22 protein-coding genes and 1 riboswitch are annotated in these 24,303 nt (G+C 60.1%); of the genes, 11 read left to right on the top strand and 11 right to left on the bottom strand.

The window, feature by feature from the left end:
* The first annotated feature begins 101 nt into the window (after positions 1 to 101).
* Entirely contained in the window at positions 102 to 1,346 is a 1,245-nt protein-coding gene (locus tag BLR20_RS06190; RefSeq protein WP_054993807.1) for a D-mannose isomerase, read from the top strand.
* A gap of 34 nt (positions 1,347 to 1,380) precedes the next feature.
* Here the strand turns inward: BLR20_RS06190 and BLR20_RS06185 are convergent, their stop codons facing one another.
* On the bottom strand, positions 1,381 to 2,469 hold the full coding sequence (locus tag BLR20_RS06185; protein ID WP_054993808.1) for an AbrB family transcriptional regulator: 1,089 nt from the start codon (positions 2,467 to 2,469) through the stop codon (positions 1,381 to 1,383).
* A gap of 106 nt (positions 2,470 to 2,575) precedes the next feature.
* On the opposite strand from BLR20_RS06185, the gene BLR20_RS06180 reads away from it, so the two are divergent.
* The gene (locus BLR20_RS06180; protein WP_054993809.1) at positions 2,576 to 3,478 is read left to right on the top strand and encodes a LysR family transcriptional regulator; all 903 of its coding nucleotides are present in this window, start codon (positions 2,576 to 2,578) and stop codon (positions 3,476 to 3,478) included.
* A gap of 10 nt (positions 3,479 to 3,488) precedes the next feature.
* On the opposite strand, the gene BLR20_RS06175 is transcribed toward BLR20_RS06180, so the two are convergent.
* Positions 3,489 to 4,007: a nucleoside 2-deoxyribosyltransferase gene (locus BLR20_RS06175; RefSeq protein WP_054993810.1), complete on the bottom strand. Its 519-nt coding sequence runs from the start codon at positions 4,005 to 4,007 to the stop codon at positions 3,489 to 3,491.
* Positions 4,008 to 4,176: 169 nt separating this feature from the next.
* Between BLR20_RS06175 and BLR20_RS06170 the strand changes: the two genes are divergently transcribed.
* Positions 4,177 to 5,880, top strand: coding sequence for a VRR-NUC domain-containing protein (locus tag BLR20_RS06170; protein WP_054993811.1), 1,704 nt, complete (start codon positions 4,177 to 4,179; stop codon positions 5,878 to 5,880).
* On the opposite strand, the gene BLR20_RS06165 is transcribed toward BLR20_RS06170, so the two are convergent.
* Positions 5,856 to 6,158, bottom strand: a complete 303-nt coding sequence (locus BLR20_RS06165) for a hypothetical protein (RefSeq protein ID WP_054993812.1) — start codon at positions 6,156 to 6,158, stop codon at positions 5,856 to 5,858. The two genes, BLR20_RS06170 and BLR20_RS06165, sit on opposite strands and share 25 nt — an antisense overlap.
* 93 nt (positions 6,159 to 6,251) lie before the next feature.
* Positions 6,252 to 6,536, bottom strand: coding sequence for a hypothetical protein (locus BLR20_RS06160; protein WP_054993813.1), 285 nt, complete (start codon positions 6,534 to 6,536; stop codon positions 6,252 to 6,254).
* Between the two features lie 518 nt (positions 6,537 to 7,054).
* On the opposite strand from BLR20_RS06160, the gene pstS reads away from it, so the two are divergent.
* The 4 genes from pstS (at position 7,055) to pstB (ending at position 10,817) form a co-directional block, all read left to right on the top strand.
* Positions 7,055 to 8,080: a phosphate ABC transporter substrate-binding protein PstS gene (gene pstS / locus BLR20_RS06155; protein WP_010431906.1), complete on the top strand. Its 1,026-nt coding sequence runs from the start codon at positions 7,055 to 7,057 to the stop codon at positions 8,078 to 8,080.
* A gap of 81 nt (positions 8,081 to 8,161) precedes the next feature.
* A complete protein-coding gene (gene pstC / locus BLR20_RS06150) occupies positions 8,162 to 9,157 on the top strand; it encodes a phosphate ABC transporter permease subunit PstC (RefSeq protein ID WP_054993814.1) in 996 nt (331 codons plus the stop codon).
* Positions 9,154 to 10,038 carry a phosphate ABC transporter permease PstA gene (pstA, locus tag BLR20_RS06145; protein WP_003407464.1) on the top strand — a complete coding sequence of 295 codons (885 nt, stop codon included), beginning with the start codon at positions 9,154 to 9,156 and terminating at the stop codon, positions 10,036 to 10,038. The genes pstC and pstA overlap by 4 nt, the downstream gene beginning before the upstream one ends.
* Positions 10,038 to 10,817, top strand: a complete 780-nt coding sequence (gene pstB, locus BLR20_RS06140; RefSeq protein ID WP_002553918.1) for a phosphate ABC transporter ATP-binding protein PstB — start codon at positions 10,038 to 10,040, stop codon at positions 10,815 to 10,817. The genes pstA and pstB overlap by 1 nt, the downstream gene beginning before the upstream one ends.
* Here the strand turns inward: pstB and BLR20_RS06135 are convergent, their stop codons facing one another.
* Positions 10,818 to 11,747 (bottom strand): LysR family transcriptional regulator, encoded by a 930-nt coding sequence (locus BLR20_RS06135; protein ID WP_054993815.1) that lies wholly within the window; start codon positions 11,745 to 11,747, stop codon positions 10,818 to 10,820.
* 246 nt (positions 11,748 to 11,993) lie between these two features.
* Between BLR20_RS06135 and BLR20_RS06130 the strand changes: the two genes are divergently transcribed.
* Positions 11,994 to 12,992 carry an alpha/beta fold hydrolase gene (locus tag BLR20_RS06130; RefSeq protein ID WP_054993816.1) on the top strand — a complete coding sequence of 333 codons (999 nt, stop codon included), beginning with the start codon at positions 11,994 to 11,996 and terminating at the stop codon, positions 12,990 to 12,992.
* A gap of 68 nt (positions 12,993 to 13,060) precedes the next feature.
* On the opposite strand, the gene nirD is transcribed toward BLR20_RS06130, so the two are convergent.
* Positions 13,061 to 13,447 (bottom strand): nitrite reductase small subunit NirD, encoded by a 387-nt coding sequence (gene nirD, locus BLR20_RS06125; protein WP_054993817.1) that lies wholly within the window; start codon positions 13,445 to 13,447, stop codon positions 13,061 to 13,063.
* A complete protein-coding gene (gene nirB / locus BLR20_RS06120) occupies positions 13,447 to 16,008 on the bottom strand; it encodes a nitrite reductase large subunit NirB (RefSeq protein ID WP_054993818.1) in 2,562 nt (853 codons plus the stop codon). Before nirB ends, nirD begins: the two co-directional genes overlap by 1 nt.
* Positions 16,009 to 16,589: 581 nt before the next feature.
* Here nirB and BLR20_RS06115 point away from each other — a divergent pair.
* Entirely contained in the window at positions 16,590 to 17,084 is a 495-nt protein-coding gene (locus tag BLR20_RS06115; RefSeq protein ID WP_010431899.1) for a GNAT family N-acetyltransferase, read from the top strand.
* A 56-nt stretch (positions 17,085 to 17,140) separates the two neighbouring features.
* Here the strand turns inward: BLR20_RS06115 and BLR20_RS06110 are convergent, their stop codons facing one another.
* The 4 genes from BLR20_RS06110 to BLR20_RS06095 all read right to left on the bottom strand — a co-directional run bounded on the left by BLR20_RS06110 (position 17,141) and on the right by BLR20_RS06095 (position 22,074).
* The gene (locus tag BLR20_RS06110) at positions 17,141 to 19,147 is read right to left on the bottom strand and encodes a peptidase U32 family protein (protein WP_054993819.1); all 2,007 of its coding nucleotides are present in this window, start codon (positions 19,145 to 19,147) and stop codon (positions 17,141 to 17,143) included.
* A 106-nt stretch (positions 19,148 to 19,253) separates the two neighbouring features.
* Positions 19,254 to 20,045, bottom strand: a complete 792-nt coding sequence (locus BLR20_RS06105) for an ABC transporter ATP-binding protein (RefSeq protein ID WP_054993820.1) — start codon at positions 20,043 to 20,045, stop codon at positions 19,254 to 19,256.
* Positions 20,042 to 21,064 carry a FecCD family ABC transporter permease gene (locus tag BLR20_RS06100; RefSeq protein WP_054993821.1) on the bottom strand — a complete coding sequence of 341 codons (1,023 nt, stop codon included), beginning with the start codon at positions 21,062 to 21,064 and terminating at the stop codon, positions 20,042 to 20,044. The genes BLR20_RS06105 and BLR20_RS06100 overlap by 4 nt, the downstream gene beginning before the upstream one ends.
* Entirely contained in the window at positions 21,061 to 22,074 is a 1,014-nt protein-coding gene (locus BLR20_RS06095; RefSeq protein ID WP_010431890.1) for an ABC transporter substrate-binding protein, read from the bottom strand. Before BLR20_RS06095 ends, BLR20_RS06100 begins: the two co-directional genes overlap by 4 nt.
* A 130-nt stretch (positions 22,075 to 22,204) precedes the next feature.
* A riboswitch (cobalamin riboswitch) is annotated at positions 22,205 to 22,403 on the bottom strand.
* A gap of 317 nt (positions 22,404 to 22,720) precedes the next feature.
* Between BLR20_RS06095 and pmrG the strand changes: the two genes are divergently transcribed.
* Both pmrG and BLR20_RS06085 read left to right on the top strand, forming a co-directional pair.
* On the top strand, positions 22,721 to 23,416 hold the full coding sequence (pmrG, locus tag BLR20_RS06090) for a lipopolysaccharide core heptose(II)-phosphate phosphatase PmrG (RefSeq protein WP_054993822.1): 696 nt from the start codon (positions 22,721 to 22,723) through the stop codon (positions 23,414 to 23,416).
* Positions 23,383 to 24,285, top strand: coding sequence for a phosphatase PAP2 family protein (locus tag BLR20_RS06085; RefSeq protein ID WP_054993823.1), 903 nt, complete (start codon positions 23,383 to 23,385; stop codon positions 24,283 to 24,285). The genes pmrG and BLR20_RS06085 overlap by 34 nt, the downstream gene beginning before the upstream one ends.
* Positions 24,286 to 24,303: the final 18 nt, after the last annotated feature.

The raw sequence follows: 24,303 nt of genomic DNA, 5'->3' as shown, positions 1-24,303 counted from the left end.
CCTGCTTGCCGACGATCGACCGGACGCGCATTATGCCCTCGGTCGAAATGACCTCCGGTACAGTCTGTGCACAACCTTATCGAAGGGGGCGGCATCGCTTCATGAATAACAACAATCAAACCTTCAGCAGTTGGCTGCGCTCGCCAGCCCATCACCAGTGGCTGGCACTGGAAGGCAATCGTCTGTTGACCTTCGCCAAGGCCTCCAGACTGGACAACGGCTTTGGCAGTCTTGATGACTACGGTCGCCTGATGGTCGGGGCCACTGCAGAAACCATGAACACGGCGCGCATGACCCACTGCTTTGCCATGGCCCATGCGCAGGGCATTCCCGGTTGTGCTGCGCTGGTCGATCATGGTGTCGCCGCATTGCGCGGGCCGTTGCACGATGCCGAACACGGCGGCTGGTTCAGCGCTGCGCTCGAAGACCGCGGCAAGACTGACAAACAGGCTTATCTGCACGCGTTCGTTGCACTGGCGGCCAGTTCCGCCGTGGTGGCGGGGCGGCCTGGCGCGCAGGCGCTGCTGTCGGACGCCATCCAGGTTATCCAGACTCATTTCTGGAGCGAACAGGAAGGCGCCATGCGTGAGTCGTTCGCGCGCGACTGGAGCAATGAGGAATCGTATCGCGGTGCCAACAGCAACATGCACAGCACCGAAGCCTTTCTCGCGCTCGCCGATGTGACCGGCGACGCGCAGTGGCTAGACCGGGCGCTGAGCATCGTCGAGCGGGTTATCCACGAGCATGCCGGTGCCAACGACTTTCAGGTCATCGAGCACTTCACCCAGGACTGGCAGCCGCTGCCTGATTACAACCGGGAAAACCCGGCAGATGGCTTCCGGCCATTCGGCACCACGCCGGGACATGCCTTCGAATGGGCGCGGCTGGTGTTGCATCTGGAGGCAGCGCGCCGTCAGGCCGGACGCGCCAACCCCGAATGGTTGCTGCACGACGCCCGCCAACTGTTTGCCAATGCCTGCCAGTACGGCTGGGATGTCGACGGTGCCCCGGGGATCGTCTACACCCTCGACTGGCAGAACCAGCCGGTGGTCCATCATCGCCTGCACTGGACTCACTGCGAAGCGGCCGCTGCCGCCGCCGCGTTGCTGCAACGTACCGGCGAGCAGCAGTATGAGGACTGGTATCGCTGTTTCTGGGAGTTCAACGAGACCCTGTTCATCGATCACGAGCATGGCAGCTGGCGCCATGAACTGAACCAGAGCAACGAACCCAGCGCAGACATATGGCCCGGCAAGCCGGACCTTTATCACGCTTATCAGGCCACGCTACTGCCGGTGTTGCCCCTGGCGCCAAGCCTGGCCAGCGCCCTGGCGGGGCTGGAGTGAACGGCTAGCGTCGGTCGGGCCTGATATCGGCAACTCAAAGCGCAGGGATGCGTTTGTCGGTCAGGCGGATAATCTGCCGGGCCAGGAAGCTGCCAGTCAGGATCACGCCGAACAGGCGCAGGGTCTGCATGGCCAGTACGAAACCGACGTCGGCATGCGTATCGATGGCAATGATGGCCATGGTGTCGAGGCCGCCCGGGCTGGTCGCCAGATACACCGAGAGATAATCCTTGCCCAGCATCACGGCAATCAGCCAGGCCGACACGGCGCACAGCACGATCAACAGCAATGAGGCCAGAATCATCATCGGCAGCCGACGCCAGACGTACTGCACCGTCGGCCGATCGAAGCGCAGCCCGACGTAGCAGCCTATCGCACCGTACGCGATGGGCAGCAACCAGGCCGGAACGGTGATCTGCATCACGCCACTCAACTGCAGCGCACCGCCCAGCATCAGCGGCACCAGCAGGGCACCTGCCGGGAGACGCGAGCCGAGTGTCACGCCTGCGGCAATGACTGCCAGGCTCAGCGCAAGATCGACAAGGTTCAGGGCGGGCAATGCCGTTGTAGTGCTGTGCAGGGTCGCACCGGAATCCGGTGCGCCGATGAAATGGCTGACCAGCGCGCCGATGGTGACTACACAGACCACACGCACATATTGCATGGTGGCGACGATGCGCGAGTCGGCACCGTAATCCTCGGACATCGCAACCATTGCCGAGGCCGCACCCGGCGACGTGCCCCAGGCTGCGGTGTTGCTCGGGATACCGGCGAAGCGCACCAGCACCAGCCCAACCGCCGCGCTCAACACAACCGTGAGGATCGTCGCCAGCAGCATGACGTGCCATGAATGAAGGGCGGTGAGCAGCACGCTGACCGACATGGCATGCGCGATCAGCACGCCAACCGTGCCCTGACCAAGTTGAAAGGCCCGCTTGGGCATGCGAATGCTGGCACCTGAAACGCCAAAGCCGATAGCGACCAGCATGGGGCCGAGGAACATCGCAGCAGGCATGTCGAACAGTTTGAGCAGTTGACCGGCAATGCCGGCCATCAGGATCAGACCCGCCCATTGAGTCAGCGGGGAAAGAGAGGAAAGCGAAAAGCGTGAAGCGTTTGACAAGGACGTTCTCCTTGAGAGGGGTAAATCACATACACACAGTATCGACTTCGCAACTCATCAAGTCTATTTTCTAATAATCATGAATTGATAACTTTGGTTGATAGATATGGACCTGCGTGATCTCACTTATTTCGAAACCATTGTCGAGCTCGGGCACCTTGGACGAGCTGCGGAGAAGCTCAATCGCAGCCAGCCAGCGCTGACCAAAAGCATTCAGCGCCTCGAAGAATCATTCGGAACGCGACTGTTTCAACGTGACGGCCGACGCATCAAACTGACGCCCGTGGGCGAGCTGCTGCAGGCGCGCGGCAAGGAGTTGCAGCAAAGCATCGCCCAGACCCAGCGCGAGATCCGGGATTTCGCCAGTGGCATGGTGGGCAATATTCGGGTCGGCTGCGCCGCGACGATGGCGGAGTACCTGATGCCGAAACTGACTTCGGCCTTGTTGCAGCGCACCCCTGACGTCACCTTGAAGCTGGTGATCGGCCAGGATGACTTGCTGCGCGAATCGTTGCGCTCCGGTCAGCTGGACATGATCATTTGCGCGCTGGCGCCCGACAGTGAAGACGTCACCAGCTTCGCCATACTGCAGGACGAGGCTGTGGTGGTGGCCAGCAAGAATCATCCGATCTTCAAGCAATCGTTGAAAATGAGTGACCTGTGCGCGTATCGCTGGGTACTGCCGCCCGTCAGCGTTTCGTCACGCAAATGGCTGGACGCGACCTTCGCCGCTCATGGCCTGCCACTGCCGACGGTGCAAATCGAAGCAAACTCGATCTCCCTGTTGCCGGGGCTGATTTCCCGCAGCAACCTGTTGAGCTTCATTGCCCGCGAGTCGCTGGAGTTCGGCAAGACCATGCAGCACCTGCGTGAGGTGCCGCTCGAGCAGACCACCCTCAAACGCACCATCGGCGTGACGCTGCGCAAGGGCGGTTACCTGTCACCCGCGGCAGAAGGCATGTTGCAGATGCTGCGCGACAACGGCGGGGACTTTCTGGGTTGGGCGTGACGGTGTGCGTTCAGCCGCTCGCCGGCAGGACCTGAAAGCCACTCAGGTGCTTTGCCAGCGCTTCTGCACCCAGCTCCACGGTCGAGCTGGTACCCGCCCAACTGCAGGCGAGCATCAGGTTGCGCGGCAAGTCGAAGTCTTCAACCATAAAACCGTTGGTGTCGAGACCGTTTTCATCGTGGGGAACCAGCTCGCGTAGCGATGCCACCGGTTCAAAGTACGCCCACACCGGCTTGTTCAGTGCGACTGCCATACCGACTTCGAATGCCGTGCCCGAATCCGGCTCCAGGCCGCGGAACACGTTCAAGTTGACCAGCATGGCAGAGCAGCGGTGGATCATCGCGACATTCATCGAGTAAATCTGCTGCGCGGTTTCATGCGCTGTCCGTCCGTGTGTGACCTCATTGTCAAACGGGTACAAACCCTCAAGCCCGTGTGCCGCGCACAATGCCTTGAGATAGCGTCCATGTTCCACGGCGTCGGTCCTGAACACGTCGAAGCCTGCGAGATAAACCAGTGGCGCGTGCATATTCGTCTCTCGGGTGCAGATATTATCCCGCCGATTCTAAGGCTGACCGCGTGCCTGCGATACATGCCATTGATCGGCCGAAACACGATCAGCAGGCGTTTACGCTGGAATCTGTACGGATAACCAGTATCCTTAGTCGGTCTGCTCATTTGTCATGTGAACGCTGGCCTTGAATACTTCGCCCCTCGACAATCCGTTTTACTACCTGGAAAACTTCCGTCAGGTCCTTGACTGGATTGCCCGGCGCTACGATGACCTGCTCGATGCAACCGAGCGCCGCTTCATCAGCGAGTTTGCCGAGCTGCCGGTGCCCGCACAGGGTTTGCTGGTGCGCATGGTGATGCGCAAGGGTGTGTTGTTCCGGGCCAGCAAACTCGGTTATGTCGAGATTGGCGACCCTCATGACGCCGTGTTGCCGCTGCTGGCGCGGGAGTGGGTCGATACCGCTCCGCCATTGGGCTTGAGCGAGCTGTTCCAGTTGCTGCGTCGGGATGAGTTGAGCCATTGCTTCAAAGACCACGCGGTCAAGGGGCCCGAGCGCAAGCAGGATTGGTTCGAGCGCCTGCAGCCGATGTACCCTGCGCCGCAGTCCCTGGAACAGTGGCACCCGACGTTGTCCGACGCCGTGTTCGGCTTGAAGATCATGCCGCTGTGTGACCGCCTGCGTTTGTTGTACTTCGGCAATCTGTACCAGGAATGGTCTGAATTCGTGCTGGCCGACCTGGGTATCTACCGCTACGAAAAAGTCGAATTCTCGCTGGAGTCGCGCGGCATCAACGAGCGTGCCGACATCGACGTGTGCCTGCAATTACATGCCTGTCGGGAAGCACTGGAAGCCTGCCTGGAGCTGCACACGCTGGCCGAGCGTGTCATTGCCATCGAGTGCGGCAATCCGTGGTTGCTCATGCGTCGCGGCAAACTGCTGTTTCGTATCGGGCAACAGGCCGAGCGCGTACAGGACTGGCCTCTGGCGATGGCGGTGTATCGTCAGTCCAGTTACCCCGGTGCGCGTTCAAGGCAAATCCGCGTGCTGGAGCGTAACGCCGAATACGCAGCGGCGCTGACGCTGGCGGAACAGGCCCGTCTTGCACCGGAAAGTGATGCAGAGGTCCAGCATCTTTCACGCGTCATGCCACGACTGCAACGCAAGCTCGGCCTGACGGCCGCGCGCAAGCGTACTGTGCGGGCCATTGCGCGGCTGGACGTACAGGTCACGCCGGTGTCGGGGATGAGTGTCGAGCGTCTGATACGCCTGCACCTTGAAGAACAGCAAGGCGGGGAGGTGCATTACGTCGAGAATGCGCTGATCAATTCACTGTTCGGGCTGCTGTGCTGGCGGGCCATTTTCGCTCCATTGCCGGGCGCATTCTTTCACCCGTTTCACAGTGCGCCGAGTGACCTGTACAGCCCTGACTTCTATCAGCGCAGAGCATCGTTGTTCGATGCCTGCCTTATGCAACTGGAGTCGGCTGAATACCTGGCGACCATTCGCGAGCATTTTGAAAGCAAGTACGGCCTGCAATCACCGTTTGTATTCTGGGGGGCGCTGACGCCGGAGCTACTGGAGCAGGCACTCTACTGCCTGCCGGCCGAGCACTTGCTTAGCTGGTTTCGTCGGCTGTTGCAGGACATAAAAGCCAACCGGACCGGAATGCCCGACCTGATCCAGTTCTTTCCGGAGCAGCGTCGTTATCGAATGATCGAGGTCAAGGGGCCGGGTGACCGCCTCCAGGACAACCAACTGCGCTGGCTGGATTTCTGCGCCGAGCATGGCATGCCGGTGGAGGTGTGTTACGTACAGTGGGCGACTGACGACAGTGTCTGCGTCAGTAGCGACCTGTCAGATCATCAAGGGGCCTTGTGCCCGTCCTGACTGCCCTTGTGGTCTGCATTATGGGGCTGTTTCGAATCATGAGACTTGTCATCCGCACTGCCGTTCTTTCCAGGCAACGGATCCATGCCTTTGGTGCCGGGGCTTGTGCCTGGCGCGCCGGGGCTGGTGCCGTCGACGTTCTTTTCCGTACCGGTGCCGGGCACTTTTGGGCTGTCGCTGACCGGGTTGGTCGGGCCGGTCGAACCGGCAAACGCGCTGGTGCCCGACAGCACCAAAAATGCCGCGAGGCTTATTGCCCCCAATCTATTCCTGATCATGATGCAAACTCCGTAAGTACAGTGACTGAGACGGTGCCGCGAAAAGGGTGGACCCGCGGGCAGGGCTTGGCCCTGCCCACGTAAGACGCCTGATTACTGAGTCTTGGTCTTTTCAGTAGTGGTGCTCTTGTCGTGTGTGCCGTGTGTAGTCTTGTCGTGCTTCATCGAGCGTTCTGCTGCCGCTTCCTTGCTTTCATCCTGCGCGCCTGGAGTCTCGGACGAGGTGCGGTCCGTCGGCTGGGTGTTGGTGCCCGGCAGCTTGGTCGCATTCTTGTTGATCGGGGTTTCAGGGCTAGTGGTCGATTCGGCAAAGGCAGCGCCTGAAGCTACAGCCATCAGGCCAGCAAGAGTCAGGGCAGTCAGTTTGGTTTTGATCATGGTGCTTACTCCGTTGTTTTAAAGTACTCACGTTGGTCATTGGCCAGTGGCCATAGGTGCCGTCGAACCCGACGAACGGTAGATATCTTCGATGCATCAAGGCTTACGCCGTTGCTATCCACCTTGAGGGTGATCGCGCGCGCTTTTCGGTCATTCATGCACCCCTGAGCACCGTCGGGAGCGAAGTTTTAAGTTGATTTAGCTATAACGTGACCGCTCGGTCATTTACAACGATTCTTAAAATCACACTTTCTTACATTTTTATAACGCGGCTGGCATTCCGCTATCTGATGAGTGGTGGCAGAACGCTATTTGGTCTGGCGCGACGCGAATACCCCGTAAACATTGGGTTTTAAAGGGGTTTTCATTGTCAGCGACGTAGGAAATCACTTACAAAAAAGTTCCTCTCCCGACACGATTCGCTGGATTGTCATTAAACAGCAACATTTGAGGTTTTAAATCCGCCTCGGGCCTCCTTAAGTGGACCACCACACAATCTCCTGGACTGAGGTATTACCGTGATTCTGCTGACTAAAAAACGCTTGTCGCTTCTGATCGCATCGCTGTGCCTTAGCGGTGTGGCTCACGCGACTGATGTAACAGGCGCTGGTTCGAGTTTCGTCTACCCGGTTATTTCGGCGTGGTCCCAGGACTACAGCAAGAGCAAGGATAACCGTATCAACTATCAGTCCATCGGTTCGGGTGGTGGTATTGCCCAGATCAAGGCGGCGACCGTTGACTTCGGTGCATCCGACGCCCCGATGTCCGCAGAAGATCTGCAGGCCGGCGGCCTGGGTCAGTTCCCGAGCGTGATTGGCGGTATCGTGCCGATCGTCAACGTCGAAGGCGTTGAAAGCGGCGCACTGAAGCTGGACGGTCCAACCATCGCCAAGATCTTCATGGGCGACATCAAGAAGTGGAACGACCCTGCAATCGTCGCGCTGAACCCTGACTTGAAAGATCACCTGAAAGATGTGGCGATCACCGTCGTTCACCGTTCGGACGGCTCGGGTACCACCTACAACTTCACCAACTACCTGAGCAAAGTCAGCCCGGAGTGGAACGAGAAGCTGAAGTTCGGTTCGACCGTGCAGTGGCCAGCAGGCGTGGGCGGCAAGGGTAACGAAGGTGTTTCGGCCTACGTGAAGCAGATCAAGGGTTCGATCGGCTACGTCGAGTACTCCTACGCAACGACCAACAAACTGTCCTACACCCAGCTGAAAAACGCTGCCGGCAAATTCATCAAGCCTGATGCCAAGGCATTTGCTGCTGCCGCTGACACTGCCGACTGGGCAAGCGCCAAAGACTTCAACCTGATCATGACCAACGCGCCGGGTGAAACTGCATGGCCGATCACCGCGACCACCTGGATCATCATGTACAAGAAAGCCAAGAACGAAGAGAAAAGCACGGCTGCTTTCGACTTCTTCAAATGGTCCCTGGAAAACGGCCAGAAGCAGGCCGAGAAGCTGGAATACGTAGCATTGCCGAAATCGCTGGTTGATCGCGTGGAAAGCTACTGGAAAACGGAATTCACCAAGTAAGTGATTCAACCCGTACCACCCCTGTCATCAGCCGCGATATCGGCTCGGTGACAGGGGCTTTTCCTTGCGAGTGGCCTCAACATGACTGAAAACACCCAATACCTGTCCGCTAACGTCTCCGCTGGTGAGTCCGAGGGCGAGAAGCGCGCCAAGCGGGATCATCGTCATGACCTGTGGTTCAAGCGTTCATTGCAGGCTGCAGCGATGCTGGTGCTTGCTTTGCTGGGTTGTATTGCCTTGTCGACCCTGTGGGGCGGCAGTCTGGCATTCCAGACTTTCGGGTTTGGCTTTCTGACCAGCACCGAGTGGGACGTGAACGCCGGCAAGTTCGGTGCTCTGGTTCCGATCTACGGCACTCTGGTTACCTCTTTTCTGGCTTTGCTGATCGCCGTACCGGTGAGTTTCGGCATTGCAATCTTTCTGACCGAAGTAGCGCCGCCCTGGTTGCGCATGCCGATCGCCTCGGCCATCGAGCTGTTGGCTGGTATTCCTTCGATCATCTACGGCATGTGGGGGCTGTTTGTCTTCGGCCCGTTCATGGCTGAACACCTGTCGCCGTGGATCACCGAAAACCTTGGCGCGCTGCCGCTGATCGGTCCGATGTTTCAGGGGCCGCCGCTGGGTATCGGCATGCTGACCGCCGGTATCGTGCTGGCGATCATGATCACGCCATTCATTACCTCGGTGATGCAGGAAGTCTTCCGTACCGTGCCCGTGGCCCTCAAGGAGTCGGCCTACGCACTGGGCGGCACCACCTGGGAAGTGGTCTGGGACATCGTGCTGCCTTACACCCGTTCGGCCGTGGTTGGCGGTGTGTTTCTGGGGCTGGGACGCGCACTCGGCGAAACCATGGCGGTGACCTTCGTTCTGGGCAACGCTCACCAATTCTCTGCGTCGCTGATGATGCCAAGCAGCTCGATTGCCTCGGTGATCGCCAACGAGTTCAACGAGGCTTACACCGACTTGCACCGTTCCGCACTGATCGCCCTTGGCTTCCTGTTGTTCGTCGTCACCTTCATCGTGCTGGCCCTTGCACGCATGATGCTGTCGCGCCTTTCGCGTAAGGAGGGGTTATGAGTAAGGATGTGACCGGCAGCGAGCACCTGTATCGGGTTCGCAGCATCAAGAACAAGATTGCGATGGTGCTCAGCTGTGGTGCCACTGCCTTTGGCCTGCTGTGGCTGGTGTGGATTCTGCTGACCACCATCATCAAGGGTATCGACGCGCTCAACCTGCAGTTGTTCACCGGCATGACGCCGCCGCCCGGTACCGAGGGTGGCCTGGCCAACGCGTTCTACGGCAGCGTGCTGATGTCCGGCATCGGCCTGCTGATCGGCACGCCGATCGGTCTTATGGCGGGCATCTGGCTGGCCGAGTTTGCCCGCTATACCAAACTGGGCAACACGGTTCGATTCATCAACGACATCCTGCTGTCGGCACCTTCCATCGTGCTCGGTCTGTTTGTTTACACCGTCGTGGTACTGCCACTCAACGCGGTGACAGGCCATCAGGTGGGCTTTTCGGCCATCGCCGGTGCGCTGGCTCTGGCCTTGCTGGTGATCCCGGTGGTGGTGCGTACCACTGACGAAATGATGCAACTGCAACCCTCGACCATGCGTGAAGCTGCGCTGGCGCTGGGTGTTCCGCAATGGAAGCTGACCCTGCAAATCGTCCTTCGCGCAGCCAAGGCTGGTGTGGTAACTGGCGTATTGCTCGCATTGGCACGCATCACCGGCGAAACCGCGCCGCTGCTGTTCACCGCTTTCGGCAATCAGTTCTGGAGCAGCGATCTGCTCAAACCAATCGCCAGTGTTCCGGTGGTGGTTTTCCAGTACGCCATGAGCCCGTTCGATGACTGGCACTCCCTGGCATGGGCCGGTGCACTGGTCATGACCTTGTTCGTACTGATACTGAGTCTGCTGTCTCGCTTAATTCTTCTGCGCAATAGGGCGTCCTGATGAACAACCTTTCCCTGGCCAACGAAAAAACCAAGATCCAAGTACGCGGTCTGGAGTTTTTCTACAACAACCAGAAGTCGTTGAAGTCCATCGACATGACCATCCCCGAGAAGCGCATCACTGCGATCATCGGCCCGTCGGGTTGCGGTAAATCGACCCTGCTGCGCGTCTTCAACCGCATCTACGCGATGTACCCGAAGCAGGAAGCGCGCGGCGAAGTTCTGCTCAATGGCGAGAACATCCTGGCGCCAGGCTATTCGATGAACCGCCTGCGCAGTCATGTGGGCATGGTGTTTCAGAAGCCTGTGCCGTTCCCGATGTCGATCTACGACAACATTTCCTATGCCATCAAGCACCACGAAAAACTCTCGCGTCGCGAAATGGAAGATCGCGTCGAGCAGGCGCTGCGCGGTGCAGCGTTGTGGGATGAGGTCAAGGACAAGCTCAAGCAGAGCGCGACCGGTCTGTCCGGTGGTCAGCAGCAGCGTCTGTGCATCGCCCGTACCATCGCGTTGCGTCCTCAGGTATTGCTGCTCGACGAGCCGACTTCGGCTCTCGACCCGATTTCCACAGGACGTATCGAACAGCTGATCACCGAGCTTAAAGAGCAGTTCACCGTGATCATCGTGACCCACAACATGCAGCAGGCGGCGCGTTGCTCCGACTACACGGCCTTCATGTTCATGGGTGAGCTGATCGAGCACGGCGACACCGACACCATCTTCACCAAGCCCTCCAAGACCCAGACCGAAGATTACATCACCGGTCGTTTCGGCTGATCATCCGGCCAGGGCGGGCGCTTCCTGGCGCTCGCCCATGAATGCTTCGATCCTGCTGCGCAGCCAACGCTCGGCAGGGTCGCTGTCCATCACGCTCAGCCACGTCATCGACAGGTCCAGCCCCGGTGTGGGGAAGGGCAGTGGCTCGTCATACAGCAAACCCAATGCACTCATGGCCTTTGCCGCGTAGTCGGACAGCCCCGAAATCATGTCGGTGCCGGCCATCAATGCGGGCAGGGTGGCGAACTGCGGCACCGACAACACTACCTGACGCTTGCGCCCCAGCGCGGTCAGCCACTCATCGGCGAAACTGCTGACACTCGCGACGTGCGACACCACCACGTGCGGGCGCGAGCAGTATTCGTCCAGGCTCATGGGGGTGGCAGGCTTGTCGGCGCGCACCAGCCTCGGCTGCACATTACGCAGCGTCTTGCGCTTGGCGTTGGCCGGCAATTCACGGGTCAGGCAGACGCCGACGGTAATGTCGCCGGACATCAGTACCTCGGAAATATTCAGGTAGTCGACGTGCTTGACCACAATCACCACGCCGGGCGCCTCCTCGCGGATAGCCTTGAGCATTGCCGGCAGCAGGCCGAATTCGACGTCATCGGTCAGGCCGATGCGAAAGGTCATTTTGCTGACCGACGGGTCGAAGTCGGTGGTCAGGCTGAGGGCTGTGGACATGGCGTCCAGCGCGGGCGTCAGGTGCTTGAGAATCTCGTGGGCGCGAGCGGTGGGCTCCATGCGATGGCCGACGCGGATGAACAGCGGGTCGTTGAGCAGACTGCGCAGGCGATTCAGGGCGGCGCTTATCGTGGGCTGGCCGAGAAACAGTTTTTCCGCTGCGCGGGTGACGTTACGCTCCTGCATCAATGTTTCGAAGACCACCATCAGGTTGATGTCGGCCTTGCGCAGTTCATTTCGATTCATTGCTGTTCCTTGGCATCAGACCCGGCTGGCCACGACGGCCGGTAGCGGATGGCCAAGTCTAGGCAGGCACTGCAGGAGGCGTCCAGCATTTTGCCGTTGCCCGAATACTGCATGACGAAACGTCTGCTAACGGTTCTGTTGGCAGGAAAAGTGCGAATCTGTTGTGGGAACAGGGTCTACTTGCAGGTCGGCCGCTTACGGTTAAGGCGGTTGAAGAATTTGATTCCATTTACAGGAGGTGCCCCTATGCGGGCTGCAAAGATTGCCGGTGTGTTGATGTCTTTGGCGCTATCAGGCACGGCTCTGGCTGAAACACCCGGCTATGGTCAGCAACTGGAAGGTTTCGCTTATCCTCACCCGCTGCTGAAATTTCCGTTCGATTCGCAGGGCCAATCCCTGGAAATGGGCTATATGGATGTCAAACCCACGGGCAAGGCCAATGGCCGCACCGCAGTGCTGCTGCATGGCAAGAATTTTTGCGCTGCGACCTGGGAAGACACCATCAAGGGCCTGAGTGCTGCGGGCTATCGCGTTGTCGCACCTGATCAGATCGGTTTCTGTACTTCGACCAAGCCGGAGCACTACCAGTACAGCTTCCAGCAGTTGTCGATGAATACTCATGCGCTGCTTGAAAAGCTGGGTATCGACAAGGTGTCGGTGGTCGGCCACTCCACTGGTGGCATGCTGGCCACGCGTTATGCGTTGATGTACCCGAAGCAGACCGAGAAGCTGGTGATGGTCAACCCGATCGGTCTGGAAGACTGGAAAGCCCTGGGCGTGCCTTACCGCAGCGTCGATCAGTGGTATGAGCGCGAGCTGAAGACCACCGCCGAAGGCATTCACGCCTACGAGCAGAAGACCTACTACGATGGCCGCTGGAAGCCTGAATATGACAAGTGGGTCGACATGCTGGCCGGCCTGAACAAAGGGCCGGGTCACAAGATCGTGGCCTGGAACTCGGCACTGATCTACGACATGATTTTCACCCAGCCGGTGTTCTACGAGTTTCCCAGACTGCAGGTGCCGACGGTACTGATGATTGGCGATGCCGATACCACTGCCATCGGCAGCGACATCGCACCGCCTGAGGTCAAGGCGAAGATCGGCAATTACAAGGTGCTGGGCAAGCAGGTGGCGCAGATGATCCCAGGCGCCAGGCTGGTTGAGTTCAAGGGCAAGGGCCACGCCCCGCAGATGGAAGACCCGCAGGGTTTCAATAAGGCGCTGGTCTCCGAGCTTCAATAAGCTGCAAGTCATGCCACGCCGCAACCTGGTCTGCCCGCGACCAGGTTGCCTGCTCCCGGCATCGCCGATTAAACGGCAATTTCTACGTGATCACCTTTGAACCTTACCGGCCAGACGTCGAGTCGCTGTTCCGGGTATTCGATGCAGCTGCCATCGTGCAGGCGAAAGTGCTGTTTGTACAAAGGCGAGGCGATGACCAGCTCGCCAGCGATCTGACCGATCAGACCACGCCCGATCACGTTGGCCCCCGATTTTGGATCGCGGTTGTCGATGGCAAAGAGCTGTTCGCCCCCTGCGGTTTCGGGCAGATAGAACAGCGCGACCTGTGCGCCGTCCAGCCACGCCACGACGCCTGAATTGGCGACCAGATCTTCGCGTCCGCACAGCGGCAGCCAGTGCAGGTGCGGTGCCTCGGGAGCATTGTTGCCGGCGAGTATTGTCTGAGACGCGTTCATCACACCACCTCCTTGAACAATGGCATAAGGGCCAGCTCTTCGGGTTTCGCCGGACGACGCTGGGCGCGTTCCTTGACGAACTGCACGTCGGGGTCAGCCCGCCCGTCGTTGACGAAGGTGCGGAAACGCTTGAGTTTTTCCGGGTCCTTGAGGGCGTTGGCCCATTCGCATTCGTAGCGGTCGACCACCAGTTGCATCTGCGACTCCAGCTCGGTGGCCAGGCCCAGGCTGTCGTCGATGATGACCGCCTTGAGATAGTCGAGGCCGCTTTCCAGCGATTCACGCCAGACCGAGGTGCGCTGCAGTTTGTCGGCGGTGCGGATGTAGAGCATCAGGAAACGGTCGATGTAACGAATCAGGGTTTCGTCATCCAGGTCGGTGGCGAACAGCTCGGCGTGACGCGGACGCATGCCGCCGTTGCCGCACAGGTAAAGGTTCCAGCCGTTCTCGGTGGCAATCACACCGACGTCCTTGCTCTGCGCTTCGGCGCATTCGCGGGTGCAGCCGGATACGGCGAACTTGAGCTTGTGCGGCGAGCGCAGGCCCTTGTAACGGTCCTCGATGCGTAGCGCCATGGCGACGCTGTCCTGCACGCCGTAGCGGCACCAGGTGCTGCCGACGCAGGATTTAACCGTACGGGTCGACTTGCCGTAGGCATGGCCGGTCTCGAAGCCTGCCTCGATCAGCTCGCTCCAGATATCCGGCAACTCGTGCAGTTGTGCGCCGAAAAGGTCGATGCGCTGGCCGCCGGTGATCTTGGTGTACAAGTCGTATTTTTTCGCCACCGCGCCGATCGCAATCAGGCCGTCCGGGGTGATTTCACCACCCGGAATACGTGGCACCACCGAGTAGGTGCCGTTTTTCTGCATGTTCGCCATGAAGGTGTCGTTGGTGTCCTGCAGTGGCACCAGCGAAGGTTCGGTGATGGGACGGTTCCAGCACGACGCGAGGATTGAGCCGACTGCGGGCTTGCAGATGTCGCAGCCATGCGCGCCTTTGCCATGGCGAGTCAGGAGTTCGTCAAAGGTCTCGATGCCTTCCACGCGGACCATCGAGTACAACTCCTGACGGGTGTAGGCGAAGTGTTCGCACAGGCTTTTGTCGACCGCCACACCGCGGGCCGTCAACTCATGTTCGAAAACCTGTTTGAGCAGCGCGGTGCAGCCGCCACAGCCGGTGGCTGCCTTGGTGCAGGACTTGATTCCGGCCAGATCGGTGCACCCATTGTCGATGGCCGAGCAGACGGCGCCTTTGCTGACGTTATGGCAGGAGCAGATGGTCGCTGTGGCGGGCAGGGCGTCGGCGCCCAGCGTCGGTGCGCCTCCGCCACGCGGCAGAATCAGGCTCGATGGGTCGGCCGGCAGGGGGATGCCGTTCTGCGCATATTGCAGCAGCGTGTCGTAATAGCTGTTATCGCCGACCAGTACAGCGCCGAGCACCTGTTTGCCATCGGCCGACACCACCAGGCGACGGTAGCTGGCGGTGGCTTCGTCAATGAAGCGATAACTGACGGCGCCGGCCAGCGCACCGTGCGCATCACCGATGGAGCCGACATCCACGCCCAGCAGCTTGAGCTTGGTCGACATGTCGGCGCCGAAGAAGGCGTCAGTATCCTGTTCGCACAACTGCGCTGCCACGCCACGGGCCATTTGATAACCGGGCGCGACCAGGCCGAACACGCTGCCGTTCCAGGCTGCGCATTCGCCGATTGCATAGATATCGGCGTCGCTGGTACGGCAGTGCTCGTCGATGGCGATGCCACCGCGCGGGCCAAGCGCCAGTTCACACTGACGGGCCAGGGCGTCTTGCGGGCGAATACCGGCGGAGAACACGATCAGGTCGGTTTCCAGAAACTCGTCATTGGCGAAGTTCATGCGATAGCGGTACTGCTTGCCGTCGCTGATCGACTGCGTGGCACGGGATAAATGCACGCCGACACCCAGCGCTTCGATACGCGCCTTCAATGCAGCGCCACCGTGGTCGTCCAGTTGCACCGGCATGAGACGCGGCGCGAACTCGACGACATGGGCTTCCAGCCCCAGCGATTTAAGCGCATTGGCCGCTTCCAGCCCCAGCAGACCACCGCCGACTACTACGCCACGGCGGGCTTTCGACGCGGCATAGCGAATGGCGTCCAGGTCCTCCAGCGTGCGATAGACCAGCCGGGAATTGCCTCGCGCGCCTTCGATAGGCGGTACGAACGGGTATGAGCCGGTGGCCAGAATCAGCTTGTCGTAACCGAAGCAACCTTCGGCGGTAATGATCTCGTGACGATCACGATCAATCTCCAGCACTGGTACGCCGAGGTGCAGCGTCAGGCCGCGTTGCTCGTAGACGGACATCTCACTCATGGCCAGCGATTCGGCGTCGCGACCGGTGAAGTATTCGGACAAGTGCACGCGGTCGTAGGCGCGCTGTGTTTCCTCGCCGAAGACATGGATGCGATAACGCTCGAGTGCGCCGCCTGCGATCAACTGCTCGACGCAATGATGCCCGACCATGCCATTACCGACGACGATCAGGGTTTTTACATCGTTGAGGGGGAAGACTGTGGTGTTCATAGCGAGTCCCGGCCGAGGCCAATCAGGTTTTTCAAAGCAAAAAAAAAGCGCCCGGAACCGTTCGGTTCCAGGCGCCTTTGCCTGTTGTCTTATTGGGTGTTCGGGGGTGCCATCGAGCCACGTTGCCGGAAGCACCCGAGTAGCCCTCTGATCTCTGCGAGACTGGCGATCCACGTCGATCAGCCGGGGCAGCCCGACCACATTCATGGTGGGGTTGTCGAGGAATATGCAGGGGCTGTGCCAGCTTGCGCCGACAGCGGTACAAACGCGCATTGGCAATGCCCGCGCGGCCGAGCAGCGTTTACAGCCGCATCCGGCGCAGGATTTTTCCTGCCTTGCATTGGTGCGCATTGAAGGGTTTGCGCTGTAAAGCTGTGCGCGGCATTACCTGCTCGCTCCCACATAGAAGGCGATAGCCTGAACGTATCGTTCCTCACGCTCTGCGTGGGAATGCCTGTCGTGACGCTCCGCGTCACAAATCTGCGTCGCACCGCTTGCTCTATAGCCAAGCAGTGCGTCCAAAAGCCCAAGTCTGGCGTAACATTTGTATCACCCTGCAATTCCCCATAAAGTCAGTGCTCATGAACATCACCATCACTGAAGTACACCCCTCCGAGATCCCGCACACCGTCGATTTCGTCATGCGTGCGCGCGCCGGGATTTTCCCCCTGCTCGATACTGTCACCGTTCCGCCCGATCTGGCCTGCTTCGAGCAGGTGTATCTGGACGGTGAGGACGGCAAGTTTCTGATTGCCCGCTGTGAAGGGCAGATCATCGCGGCTGTGGGCTATCTGCCTTACGATCATCGTTTCCCGCAGTTCGATTACCGCGGGCGCAGAACCGTCGAGATCGTGCGTCTGTTCGTTACGCCGCAGTTTCGCGGCGACGGGCTGGCCAGCCGCTTGTGTCAGGCGCTCTGGGCGCATGCCGAGGCGGGTGGTATAGAGGTTTTGTACCTGCACACCCATCCGTTTCTGCCCGGCGCGATCCGTTTCTGGGAGAAACAGGGCTTTGCCGTGACCGATGTGGAAAGCGATCCGGTGTGGAACACCACCCATATGGAGCGTGTTTTTTAAGAGGACTTTGTCAGAAGACGGAAGGGGGCCGGCAGGACGCCAACCCCTTGTACCGATCAGTGCGGAGAACGCTGACGCACAGTCTTGAGCAGGTCTTCCGGCGTGATGTGCCCGACCACCGATTTGGCCGCCGCGCTGCCGGGTAGCGGCAAGTCGAGAATGTGACCTTTCATCTTGCCGATCACGTGCATTTCGCAAGGCTTGCAATCGAACTTGAGGGTCAGCACTTCATCGCCGTGCACCAGTTGCATCGGCGCGACCTTGGTGCGTACGCCCGTCACGCCTTTGGCCTGTTTCGGGCATAGGTTGAACGAGAAGCGCAGGCAATGCTTGGTGATCATCACCGGCACTTCGCCGGTTTCTTCGTGGGCCTCATAGGCCGCGTCGATCAGCTGTACGCCGTGGCGATGATAGAAGTCGCGAGCCTTCTGGTTGTAGACGTTGGCCAGAAAAGACAAATGCGACTCCGGGTACACCGGTGGCGGAGTCGTCTCGGCCTTGCGACCACCACGCGGATGAGCCTTGATGCGCGCTTCGGTCAGTGCCTCGATGGCGTCGCGGCGCAGGGTTTTGAGCTGCGAGTTGGGCACGAAGAACGCCTGTGGCGCGTCAAGCCTGACGTCCTGGGCATGATAGATCGTGGTGCCCAGTTGAGTGAGCAGGTCGCGCAACTGATCCAGCGCCTGCTCGGGTTTGTTGGCCGTGCCGAACGGTCCATCAAGACCGACGGTGACGCTTACGCCTTCTTCGCTGGTGGCTTTCAGGCTCAAGCGATCTTCGCGCAGCGTGACCTGCCATTGAACACCGATACGACGTTCGGCCGAGGTTTTGAGCAGTGCCTGTTGCCAATTGTGGTCCAGGTTGCGGTTCAGCGGATGATTGGGGCGCAGGCCGGAAAGGGCCGCGGGCATCTCGTTGGGCTCTACGCGATAGCGCCAGCGCTTCTGGCCGTCCTCTTCGAACTCACCCTTGAGCTCGGCGATGTTGGCACGGAAGCCGATCACTTCACGCTTGATCTGCACATTGAGGCCATCGCCGTTGGACAGCGGCTCATGGGTCACGGCGATCAGGTCGCGCTTGCCGAGCTTTTCAACGGTGCCCACCGCCAGACCGGTGAAGGTCGGCGTATCGAACGCGCCGATGTCGATCTTGCGGTCGCTGACGAAATAATCGGTGCTGCCGCGATGAAAGGTCTTTTCCGGGTCCGGCACGAAAAAGTGCGCGGTACGGCCGCTGGAAGCACGTGCAAGGTCAGGGCGGTCTTCAAGAATCTCGTCCAGACGCTGGCGATAATAAGCGGTGATGTTTTTTACGTAGCCCGCATCCTTGTAGCGCCCTTCGATCTTGAACGAGCGCACGCCGGCGTCCACCAGAGCACGCAGGTTGGCGCTCTGGTTGTTGTCTTTCATCGACAACAGATGCTTTTCAAAAGCCACGACGCGACCCTGATCATCCTTGAGGGTGTACGGCAGGCGGCAGGCCTGCGAGCAGTCGCCACGGTTGGCGCTGCGGCCGTTTTGCGCGTGGGAAATATTGCACTGCCCGGAGAACGCCACACACAACGCGCCGTGGATGAAGAATTCGATGGCCGCATCGGTTTCGTCGGCGATTGCACGGATTTCCTGCAGATTCAGCTCCCGGGCCAGCACCAGTTGCGAGAAACCGGCCTGATCGAGAAACTTCGCCCGGCTCAGGGTGCGGATATCGGTTTGCGTACTGGCGTGCAGTTCGATGGGCGGAATGTCCATCTCCATCACCCCAAGGTCCTGCACGATCAACGCGTCCACGCCGGCGTCGTAAAGCTGGTGAATCAGCTTGCGCGCGGGCTCCAGCTCGTCGTCATGGAGGATGGTGTTGATCGTGGTGAAGATTCGCGCGTGATAGCGGTGCGCGAATTTGACCAGATCGGCAATGTCACTGACCTCGTTGCAGGCGTTGTGCCGCGCACCAAAGCTCGGCCCGCCGATATACACCGCATCGGCACCATGCAGGATGGCTTCACGGGCGATGGTCACATCCCGTGCAGGGCTGAGCAATTCCAGGTGGTGCTTGGGTAACGACATGGCAACGGGATCCGGCTGCGGGCAAAGCGCGCATTGTAGTGCCACAGACCGCGCGGTGCACCTGTTGCAGATTGCGGCAGGTGCCGGACTGACCATCGGCGTGGTTTCAGCGCGAGCGCAGGCGCAGAATCTTCGCCCCGTCACTGGGGTCGGTCAGCCAGTGCGCCACGACGCCGAAGGTGCTCAGCAAGCGTTCCGGGGTCAGCACCTCAAGCGGCGCTCCCAGCGCGACCAGCCGACCCTTTTCCATGACGGCCACACGGTCGCAGTCCAGCGCCTGATTCAGATCGTGCAGGGCAATCACGGTGGTCACCGGCAAGGCTCTGACCAGGCCGAGGATGGTCAGTTGGTGCTGGATGTCCAGATGATTGGTCGGTTCGTCCAGCAGAAGGATCTGCGGCCGTTGCGCCAGCGCCCTGGCGATGTGAACGCGCTGCCGCTCGCCACCGGACAAGGTGTGCCAGGCGCGTTTTTGCATGTGCAACATGTCCACGTCCTGCAACGCCTGGCGAACGATTGCATCGTCCTCGGCACTCCACGGCTCGAGTGCCGACAGCCAGGGCGTGCGGCCCAGTTCGACGGCGTCCAGTACGGTCACGGCGTCGCTGGTTTCAGCCTGCTGTTCGACCACCGCCAGCAGGCGCGCCACGTCCCTGCGACTCAACGCCTCAAGCGCTTGCCCGCCCAGGCTGACCGCGCCGCTGACCGGCTTCTGAATACCGGCCAGTAGTTTGAGCAGGGTGGATTTGCCCGAACCGTTGGGGCCGACCACGGCCAGGGTTTCACCCATGGCGATGCTCAGGTCGACATCGCGCAGCAGCGCCGCGCCACGTACCGAATAGCCCAGACCGGAACATCCGAGTACCGGTGCGCTGAGCTGATGGCGTAAGGCGTTCATCGCGTGCTGTTGCCCCGGATAAGAATCAAAGCGAAGACCGGTGCGCCGATCAGTGCGGTAATCACGCCGATCGGCAGCGCCTGCCCCTTGATCAGCGTGCGCGAGAGGATGTCGGCAGCGATCAGAAAAAGTGCGCCGCTCAAGGCACTCAGCGGCACCAGCCGGGCATGGCGGACACCGACCAGCATACGCACCGCGTGGGGGATCACCAGCCCGACAAAACCGATGGAGCCGACAATCGAGACCATCACTGCGGTGACCAGCGCAGCACTGGCGATCAGGATGATCTGCACGCGCCGTACCGCGATTCCCAGTGACGCCGCCGAGTCGCTGCCGAAGGTGAATGCGTCCAGCGCACGCCGGTGCCAGAGGCACACCAGCAGACCGACCAGCACCGTCGGCACTGCCAGCCAGACCGAGTGCCAGCGCACGCCGCTGAGGTTGCCCAGCAGCCAGAACATGATGCCGCGTGCCTGCTCGGAGCTCGCGGATTTGGTGATCAGAAAAGAGGTCAGGGCATTGAACAGTTGCGACCCGGCGATCCCGGCCAGAATGATCTGCCCGGCTGCCGTGGTGCCGCGTGAAGAGTGCGCCAGCAGGGCAACCAGCGAAAACGCTGCCACGGCCCCGGCAAAGGCGCCCGCCGACATCGAGATCGCGCCTGCACCGAAGCCCAGAATCGCGACCAGTACCGCGCCGGTCGAGGCCCCTGCGGAAATCCCCAGCAGATACGGGTCTGCCAGCGGATTGCGCAATAACGATTGCAACACCACACCACAGATCGCCAGCCCGGCCCCGCAGGCGGCTGCGACAATGGCGCGGGTCAACCGGTAGTTCCAGACGATGCCTTCATCTATAGGGTCGAGCACATAGCCGGCGGCCCAGATTTTATTGGCCAGCACCTGAAAGACCACGCTCAGGCTGATCGAGGTTTCGCCGATCGCTGCGCCGATCATGATCGCCAGCAACAGCACTGCCGAGACCCACAGCACATGAATCAATGCTATCGGCAATCTCATTTGGCAGCGTTGAAACGGTTGGCGGCGTCAGCCAGTTCCTCGAACCCGGTGAACAGACGCAGGCCAGCCTGCATGCCCTCGGCGTCGATGATCACAATGCGGTCATGCTTGACCGCATCCATGTTGCGGGTCACCGGGTCGGACTTGAGGAATTCGATTTTTTTCAGGTAGTCGTCGGCCGGAAAGCGGCGGCGATCCATGCGGGCGATGACCAGAATGCTCGGGTTGGCCTTGGCAATGGTTTCCCAGCCCACGGTTGGCCACTCTTCGTCGGACTTAACGATATTGCGCATGCCCAGGCTGTTGAGCATGAAGTCCGGGATGCCTTTGCGGCCTGCCACGAAAGGGTCGCTGGCGAGGTCGGAACTGGAAAACCAGAACAGCGCCGAGACGTCGTTCGCCTTGTTCTGCCTGACGTTGGCAATCGCCGCGCTCAGGCGGGCCTTGAGGTCTGTGACCAGCGCGTCGCCGCGATCCTGCACATCGAAAATCTGCGCCAGTTGTTCGATGCTCTTGTAGATGGTCTCGATGCGGAACGGCTCCAGGCGTGTGCCATCGGCACCGACCAGATTGTCCTTGCCTTCGCAATCGGAAGGCAGGATGTAAGTAGGTATCTTCAGGTCATGGAACTGCTCGCGGGTGCCGACCACGCCCTGTTTACCGACCATCCATTCCAGTTGCACGGCCACCAGTTCCGGTCGCTTGCCAATCACCGCTTCGAAACTGGGGTCGTTGTCGGCCAGGCGTTCGACCTTGTCGTTCTGCGCCTTGAAGCGTGGCAACACGTTGTTGAACCACAGCGAGGTGCCGACCAGCCTGTCGCCCAGGCCCAGTTCATAAAGCATTTCGGTGCCGGCCTGGCCAATGGTCACAGCCCTGGCTGGCGCATGCGTGAAGGTCAGGGGCGTGCCACAGTTTTCGATGGTCAGCGGATACTGGGTGGGTGCGGCGAGGGCCAGGGTGGACAACGTAAGGCTGACAGCGAGTGCGGCGAGGCGGGGCAGCGACATGGAATGCGGTCTCCGTTGGAGCAGGTGCCAGGGCGCAATGCATATCAGGAAACACATCCCCGGATAATGTCCGGGCACGACAGGTAATGCCGACGCGTGCGGATGTCCTTCCCGGACACCCCGCCGGTTAGTTGGTTGAATCGGGTCGGCAGGTCTCCTGACTGGCATGTCATCGCCTTGCTCCGGCCTTCCCGGATCACGATCCAGTGGCAGTCATGGAGCAGGCTCGGTGCCTACAGTTAGGGGGGCAGTTTCGTTTTCGCCTGGTGGAAGAAGGCGTGCGAATTCCCTGTTAGTTCCTCTCGGAAACCGACGCGCGGCATGGTAAACGATAAGCGTTTTAGTGGCTAATCCTTTGCGCGCCGCAGCTGCAGCAGACGCGTAGGTCAGGCCCAGACCGTCCCGATGGGCACGGTGCTTTCGGGGAAAACGCTTAAATTATCTTCATGTTCGCGTCCGGAAAATCGCAAACCCCCATTCCAGAGCCCTCGCGCGAAAAACATGGCGCTCGGCCACAACACGTTTTTCACATCTTCTTCACTGAGTCGGGACGATGCTGAACCTATCTTGCCTGCATGGGAGCGGCGAAGGCCTCGGGCACCGCCCGTGTCAACGCCACACATAGGTTCATGGCAGGAGTGGTCCCTTGACCGACACGATAATCAACAAGAATGTGCTTCCCGGTTCGAGCATTCGCCAGCGCTACAAATTGCATCGGAACATCGTATCGATGTCCGTTGCCGTCGTGCTGACGGCTATCTGCGCTTGGTTCTACTCGGCGTTCTCGGGCGTGCATGTGGTGGACCTGGGGGTCGGCAGCAACCTGAGCGTTTCCGGTCTTCGCGAGCACTGGCGACAAGGCAACGTGGTCGTGATGATTCGCCATGCCGAACGCTGTGATCGTTCAAGCAACCCGTGCATGAGCGACGCCGACGGCATCACCTTCAACGGCCGCGATGCCGCGCTGGCGGTAGGTGCCGGGCTGCAGAAAATGGGCATGGACCACGTGCGCATGATCGCCAGCCCCAAGACCCGCACGCAACAGACTGCGCAACTGCTGGCAGGGCACGCGGTGGCCGGCCAGGACTGGATCAACGACTGTGACAGCGGCTTCATGAAGGCTGTGCAGGCCCACAAGGTCAGTGGCGAGAACATGGTGCTGGTGACGCACAGTGGCTGCATCGACCAGTTCGAACGCAAGGTCGGCGTACCTGGCGGCGAGCGCTCCAGTGAGTACGCCCAGGCGTTTTTCGTGCAAATAGACGGCACCCACCAGCCGAAAATTCTCGGCGCCCTGAATGCCGGGCAATGGGCAAACCTCAACAGCGAGCAATTCAATTGACGACATCTTCCAGCGCCAGGCTGCGGTTTTACGGCATAAACCTGGGTGTGCCTGTGTTTTTCGCTCTACTGGTCTTCGTCACCTTCGACCTGACCACGATCGACCGGCAACTGAGTAACCTGTTTTTTGATTCGACGGCCGGGGTGTTTCCCATCGGCCAGAGCCATCTGTTCGAAAACATCACGCACAGATGGGCGCGAATCATCCCGAACTGGACCGGTGAGCTGGCAATCATTGGTGCGATGCTGTCCTTTGTCTGGCCATTGCTGGAAAAACATGATGATTCGCGCCTCGCGAGGCGGCTGACGGGCTCTCGGTTGGGCACCTTTCTGCGCTTTGCACGCAGGCACCGGCTGGATTTCTTCTTTGTCGTCGTTGCCTTTGCGCTGAGCACCGGCATGATCCATTACCTGAAAAGTCATACCAGCGTTTACTGCCCCGTCGAGACCACCTTGTACGGTGGCAGCCAGGCGCACATCGAGTGGTTCAGGAACTTCAACCTGCTGCACGAGGCAGGCGCCGGGCGATGCTGGCCGGGCGGTCATGCGTCAAGCGCATTCAGTTTGCTGGCCCTGTACTTCGTAGCTCGTCGTTACTGCTGGCGGCATTCGAACATTCTGCTGGCGGCCATTCTCCTGCTCGGGATGATTTACGGCACCACGCGGGTGCTGCAAGGCTGGCACTTCATGTCGCACACCTTCTGGGCGGGTATTGTGGTGTGGCTGAGCACGCTGCTGGTTGCCTTGTGCTTCTACGGTCGATCCAGGTTGCAACAGCCGATTCGCCAGGCAGTGTCCGTCGACAGGCAGGACGCATTCGTCACTGGGCCTGCAGACGCATTGGCAACAGGGTCCCGATCGGCCGGGTAGAAAAATGACAAGGCGCGC

The organism is Pseudomonas congelans (assembly GCF_900103225.1).
Taxonomy (GTDB): Bacteria; Pseudomonadota; Gammaproteobacteria; order Pseudomonadales; family Pseudomonadaceae; genus Aquipseudomonas; species Aquipseudomonas congelans.
Note: the sequence above shows the minus strand (reverse complement) of the source record. Positions and strands in the feature narration are given on the sequence as shown.